Source organism: Micropruina sp. (genome assembly GCF_047606665.1).
Classification (GTDB): Bacteria; Actinomycetota; Actinomycetes; order Propionibacteriales; family Propionibacteriaceae; genus Micropruina.
In genome coordinates, this window is sequence record NZ_JASGEF010000050.1 from 1 (window position 1) to 5,947 (window position 5,947).

Sequence of the window (5,947 nt, forward strand, 5' to 3'; positions counted from 1 at the left end):
ACACGGATTCCCCGACGGCATCGACATCATCGCCCGTGCCGCCGGAGTCGACCACAACACCGTCAACCAGGGCAGAACCGAACTCGACACCCACAACACGCCAACTAAATAGCTGACAGGCTCTAACGGCAGCCTCCGACGCTCGAGCCCGGTCGAGACCGGACCTAAGCTGACCGCATGCCCGCCCGCGCTCCGTTGCACATCGTGACGGGCAAGGGCGGGGTCGGCAAGACCACGGTCGCGCTCGCGCTGGCCCATCGGCTGGCAAGCGACGGCGCCCAGGTCGTGGTCGCCGAGGTCGAGGGGCGCGGGGGTCTCCAGCTGGCCACCGGCCGTCCGGTCGGACCCGAGCCGGCGCCACTGTCCCAGGGCCACGGGGCCCAGCGGCGCAATGGCCGGCTGTTCGGCGTCCAGATCGACGCTCGTCGGGCGCTCGCCGGCTATCTGCAGCGGAATTATCGCCTCGGTTTCGCCGCCGATCTGCTGCGGTTCGATCCGCTGGTCGACTTCGCCACCCGGATCGCGCCCGGTCTGCGCGACATTCTGCTGATCGGGCAGGTGACCCATCTCACCGAGACCCATCCGGGCATCGACGCGCTGGTGTTGGACGCCCCGCCGTCGGGCCGGATCGGCTCTTTCCTGGGCGCCGGCGAGGCGCTGGCCGAGTTGACCGACGGCAGCCCGATCGCGGCGCAGGCGGCGTCGGTGATGGACGACCTGCGCGACCCCGGTTGCCGCGTCCATGTGGTCACCCTGCTCGACGAGTTGCCGGTGACCGAGGCGATCGACACCGTGCAGGCGATCCGCGATCTGGGGCTGACGCCGGGGAGGCTGGTGGCCAACCGCTGCCTGGAGCGCCCGGAGGCGCCCGATCCGCTGCCGCCGGCACCGGACGGCATCGACGCCGAACGGTGGGCGGCGCTGACCGCTGAACTGCTCGCCGAGGCTGACTTCGCGGCCGCTCAAACCGCGTGGCAAGCGCTTTTGGTGCATCGCACCGGGCTGGATCTCACCCGGCTGCCCGAACTCGAGCCGGAAGTGGCCCCTCGCGAACAGCCGTTCGTGCTGGCCGCCGCCCTGGAGGCATGGTGAGCGCCGAACTGGACGCGCTGCTGCGCGACGACGGTCTGCGGGTGCTGCTGTGCGTGGGCACCGGCGGGGTCGGCAAGACGACGCTGTCGGCCGCGGTCGCCGTCCGCGCCGCCCTGCTCGGACGCCGGGTCGTCGTGGTGACCATCGATCCGGCCCGGCGGCTCGCCCAGGCGATGGGCCTGGACGCCTTGGCGCACGACCCGACGCCGGTCGCCCTGCCGGACGCCGCCGGCAGCCTGCAAGCGATGATGCTGGACGTCCGGCATGCCTTCGACCGGGCACTGGCCGCTCAGGTGGACGCGGCCGAGGCTGAGCGGATTCGTGCCAATCCCTTCTACAAGGCGCTGGCCGAAACCTTCTCGGGCACGCAGGAGTACGTCGCGATGGAGAAGATCGGCGAGCTGCATCGGCAGGCCGAGATCTCCGGCGATCGGGGGTTGATCGTGGTCGACACTCCGCCCAGCGCGTCCGCGCTGGACTTCCTGGACGGTCCGAACCGGCTGGAGTCCCTGGCCCACAATCCGCTGCTGAGGGTGGTGTTGGGCCTGCCGCGCGGCCCGTTGGGTTTCCTGGACGCCGGTGCCGCCCTGGCCACCAGGGCGCTCGACGCGATTCTCGGTGGACGCCTGTTCGGCGACCTGCGGACCTTCCTGCGGGTGTTCGAGCGGGCGGTGCTCGCCTTCGAGTCCAACGCCGCGCAGACCCGTGCGCTGTTGGCATCCGACGCCGCGGGCTTCCTGGTGATCGCCGCGCCTCGGCCCGGCCCGGTCGCCGAGGCGCTGGCGCTGACTCGACGGTTGCGCAGCGATGGGCTGCCGGTGCGCCGGGTGCTGGTCAATCAGGTGACGACGACCGTCGCGATCGGACCAGAGGAGTTGGCAGCGGCCGAAAGGTCGGCGGACCAGGCGCAGTGGGCCGTGTTGCGTCGGCACCGGCTGGCGGCCGCAAAGGTCGAACGCGAACGGCGCACCGTGGCCGAACTGAGCGATCTGGGCGTCCCGATCGAACTGATCGGACGCCGTCCGAGCGGCGTCAACGACCTTGCGTCGCTAGTTGCGCTTCTTGGCGGCGTCGGCCAGGAACCGGCGCCAGGAACGAACCTCTGAATGTTGTCTCAGCAGCCGGCGCCGTTCGCGCTCGGTCATGCCCCCCCAGACTCCCCATTCGATGCGGTTGTCGAGCGCCTCGGCAAGGCATTCGGCCCGCACCTCGCAGCCATAGCAGATGGTCCGCGCACGCTTCTGATCGGCGCCGTCCGGGAACAGGTCGTCCTGCATGCCGCGGCACTTGGCCAACATTGGCCAGCTGTCCATCTCCATCAACGACACGATCGTTCACCATCCGTCACTCGTTCGGGCTAACTACTACGTAGTGTAGTTGTTATGGTTCGCGGTGACAACTACAACCTGTAGGAGTCGCTTCTTCAGGCCTGTCGGTGACGTCACGTAGTCTGTAGCCCATGCGCTTGGGGAAGAGGCTCTACTCGCTGGTGATGTTCTTGGTCGTCAGCGTGCTGGGCGGCCTGCTGATAGCCGGCCTCGTGGTACCGGCGGCCGGGCTGGCCTCCGAGGTGGGCAAGACCACCGCGACGGCGCTGGACGCCCTGCCGGCCGAACTCACGGTGGCCCCGCAGGCGCAGCGCTCCCGCGTCCTGCTGGCCGACGGATCGACGCTGGTGAACTTCTACACCGACGAAGACCGGCAGTATGTACCGCTGAGCAAGATCTCGACGATCATGCAGAAGGCGCAGATCGCCATCGAGGACCACCGGTTCTACGAGCACGGGGCGATGGATCTGCAGGGCACCATGCGCGCCCTGGTCAGCACCGTTCGCGGCAATACCCAGGGCGCCTCGACTCTGACCCAGCAGTACGTGAAGATGGCGCAGATCAGCGCCGCGGCCGCCCGTGGCGACGCCGAAGGCGTGGCGAAGGCGCAAGAGAACACGATCTCCCGCAAGATCCAGGAGCTGCGCTACGCGATCGCGCTGGAGAAGAAGTACACCAAGGACCAGATTCTCGAGTTCTACCTCAACATCGCGTACTACGGCGACGGCTCCTACGGCGTCGAATCCGCGGCGATGAATTACTTCGGCGTCCACGCCAGCCAGCTCAAGCTGGAGCAGGCCGCCATGCTGGCCGGCATGGTGCGCAACCCGAACGGCACCAACCCGCGCACGGCGGGCCTGTCACTGGTGACGCTGCAGCGGCGCAACGATGTGCTCGACCGGATGGCACAGAGCGACGTCGCGGTGATCAGCCCAGAGGAGGCCGCCGCGGCCAAGGCGAAGAAGCTCGGCCTGGCGAAGCCGAAGCCGAAACTGCACGGCTGCGGGAACGCCGAGTTCCCGTTCATCTGCGACTACATCGAACGCACCCTGCTGAACTCTCCGAGCCTCGGCTCCACCCGCGAAGACCGCGAGAACGCTCTGTACCGCGGCGGCCTGACGATCCGGACGATGATCGACCCCAAGGTGCAGCGCACCGCCGAGAAGACCATCCAGAACTACCTCGACCCGCGCGATCCGGTCGACGTGGTGAACGTGATGATCGAGCCCGGCACCGGGTTGATCGTCTCCATGGCGCAGAACCGCAACAAGATGGGCAACAAGAGGAGCGAGACCTTCTGGAACTATGCGGTGGGCAACAAAATGGGCGGCGCCGGCGGCTACCAGGGGGGCTCGACCTTCAAGATGTTCGTCGCTGCCGCCGCGCTCAAGAACGGACTCGGCGCCTACGGCAACATCACGGTCCCGGGGGCGATGGAGATCCACGGCATGCGTTTCCAGTCGTGCCAGGGGCCGTTCACCTTCACCGACTACCACCAGGTCAAAGGCGTAGCAGGCACATTCAACCTCTTCACCGGTGCCACGAACTCAGTGAACGGCTACTTCACCCGACTCGAGTCGGCTGCCAATCTGTGCGATGCCACCAAGATCGCCAAGGAACTGGGGCTGGAACTCGCGGTCGACCCCAAGGGCGACGCGCTGACCCGCGAGTACAGCAACTACCCATCGTTCACTTTGGGCGCGGTCGAGGTGACGCCGCTCTCCCTGGTCAACGCATACGCCACCGTGGCCGCCCGCGGCATTCGCTGCGATCCGATCATTGTCAAATCGATCAAGGCCGCCGACGGCTCGACCCTCGAGGCGCCGAGCGCGAACTGCAAGCGGGTCATGGACGAAGGCCTCGCCGACGCCTTAAGCAAGGTCTTCCAGGGCCCCTTCCGCTCGGGCACCGCCACCCCAGCCCGTGTGCCGGGCTACACCATCGCCGGCAAGACCGGCACCGTGCCCGACAACAAGGCCATCTGGACGGTGGGTTTCACCCGCAACCTGGCCGGCGGCGGCATGATCAGCTACTCCAACGAGGGTCGCTTCCGCAGCTACTGGAAGCAACATCGGTCGAGGTACCTTCAAGGCGCCTACATGAAGTACTCGCACCGCACACTGCAGGGGAGCTCCGGCCAGGAGGCAGGTGGCCGCATCTTCAAGCCGTCCTTCGCCGCGGCGCTGAAGAACTACGAACGGAAGTCGTTCGTCGAACCACCGTACGGCATCCTGGCCGGCAAGCGGATCGATGTCCCCTCGTGCTACGGCCAGGAAAGCTGCCGCTCCATCCTCTCCAACGCCGGCTTCAGCCCGTCCGTCGTCTACGTCACCAGCAACTATGCCAAGGGGACCTTTCTCGGCATCAGTCCCTCTGGCGCGGCAGTCCGGGGCACCAGCATCCGCATTCTGATCTCGGCAGGCCCGGCCAAGAAGCCGGAGAAGGAAGAAGAGCAGGAGGACGACAAGCCGAAACCGACCCCTACTCCGACCAAGAAGACGCGGTGACGATCGGAGCCTTGCTCGGGCGCCTGACAGCCGTCGGTGTCGCCTGCGTCGGCTACGGCTTCTGGGAGGCCCGGCACTTCGTCGTCCGGCGCCGCGACGTCCCGATTCTGCCGGCCGGTTCGGCGCCGCTGCGGCTGCTGCACGTATCCGACATCCATCTGATGGCCCGGCAGCACTACAAGACGGACTTCATCAGCGCGCTCGCCGGGCTGGAGCCCGACCTGGTCGTCACCACCGGCGACAACTGGAGCGAAACGGACGCCCTGCAGCCGCTGATGCGGGCCTGGGGACGGCTGAGAGACGTCCCCGGTGCGTTCGTGTTCGGATCGAACGACTACGAGGAGCCCAGCTTCCGCCCCCCGATGATGTACCTGGTCCGCTCGACCGCCGGCGTGGTGAACGAGAAGCGACCGCTACCAGTCCAGGAATTGCGGGCCGCCTACTCCGAGCGCGGTTGGGTGGACGTCAACACCTCCCGGACACTGATCACCGTCCGCGGCGTCACCTTCGAGTTCCGGGGGACCGACGACGCCCACCTGCGCCGCGACGACTATGATCTGGTCGCTGGCCCGGCGTCGCCGGAGGCGGACGTCTCGATCGGCGTCACCCACGCCCCCTACCTGCGGGTGTTGGACGCCATGACCACCGACGGCGTCGACCTCATCCTGGCCGGCCACACCCACGGCGGCCAGGTCTGTGTCCCCTACTACGGCGCGCTGGTCACCAACTGCGACCTGGACACCACTCGCGCCAAGGGCCTCTCCAGCTACACCGCGAACGGCCGGACGTCCCACCTGCACGTCTCGGCAGGCATGGGATCGTCCCCGTTCGCCACCTACCGGTTCGCCTGCCCACCTGAGGTGACAGTGCTGACGCTCGTCGCTCGGGACTCAAATGGCTGATCGGACGAGACTCGTATAGACTGCTCGTCGGCCCTGGAGGCCATCGGGGTGTGGCGCAGCTTGGTAGCGCGCATCGTTCGGGACGATGAGGTCGCAGGTTCAAATCCTGTCACCCCGA

Annotated in this window: 5 protein-coding genes and 1 tRNA gene; 5 read left to right on the forward strand and 1 reads right to left on the reverse strand. The window is 67.5% G+C overall.

The window, feature by feature from the left end:
- The first annotated feature begins 177 nt into the window (after positions 1-177).
- Together QM619_RS12480 and QM619_RS12485 are read left to right on the forward strand one after the other, a co-directional pair.
- Positions 178-1,092: an ArsA family ATPase gene (locus QM619_RS12480; protein ID WP_415109028.1), complete on the forward strand. Its 915-nt coding sequence runs from the start codon at positions 178-180 to the stop codon at positions 1,090-1,092.
- Positions 1,089-2,198, forward strand: a complete 1,110-nt coding sequence (locus QM619_RS12485; protein ID WP_415109030.1) for an ArsA family ATPase — start codon at positions 1,089-1,091, stop codon at positions 2,196-2,198. Before QM619_RS12480 ends, QM619_RS12485 begins: the two co-directional genes overlap by 4 nt.
- Here QM619_RS12485 and QM619_RS12490 read toward each other — a convergent pair.
- Positions 2,142-2,411 (reverse strand): WhiB family transcriptional regulator, encoded by a 270-nt coding sequence (locus QM619_RS12490; protein WP_415109033.1) that lies wholly within the window; start codon positions 2,409-2,411, stop codon positions 2,142-2,144. The two genes, QM619_RS12485 and QM619_RS12490, sit on opposite strands and share 57 nt — an antisense overlap.
- 140 nt (positions 2,412-2,551) lie before the next feature.
- Here QM619_RS12490 and QM619_RS12495 point away from each other — a divergent pair, with 140 nt between their 5' ends.
- From QM619_RS12495 to QM619_RS12505, 3 genes are all read left to right on the forward strand, one after another.
- Complete coding sequence (locus tag QM619_RS12495; protein WP_415109035.1) at positions 2,552-4,927, forward strand: transglycosylase domain-containing protein; 2,376 nt, start codon at positions 2,552-2,554, stop codon at positions 4,925-4,927.
- On the forward strand, positions 4,924-5,829 hold the full coding sequence (locus QM619_RS12500; RefSeq protein ID WP_415109038.1) for a metallophosphoesterase: 906 nt from the start codon (positions 4,924-4,926) through the stop codon (positions 5,827-5,829). The genes QM619_RS12495 and QM619_RS12500 overlap by 4 nt, the downstream gene beginning before the upstream one ends.
- A 44-nt stretch (positions 5,830-5,873) precedes the next feature.
- Positions 5,874-5,947: transfer RNA gene (locus QM619_RS12505), tRNA-Pro, on the forward strand.

Coding starts and splice junctions, on each gene's coding strand:
- QM619_RS12495 (WP_415109035.1), top strand. CDS start 2,552: ATGCGCTTGGGGAAGAGGCTCTACTCGCTGGTGATGTTCTTGGTCGTC.
- QM619_RS12480 (WP_415109028.1), top strand. CDS start 178: ATGCCCGCCCGCGCTCCGTTGCACATCGTGACGGGCAAGGGCGGGGTC.
- QM619_RS12490 (WP_415109033.1), bottom strand. CDS start 2,411: ATGGAGATGGACAGCTGGCCAATGTTGGCCAAGTGCCGCGGCATGCAG.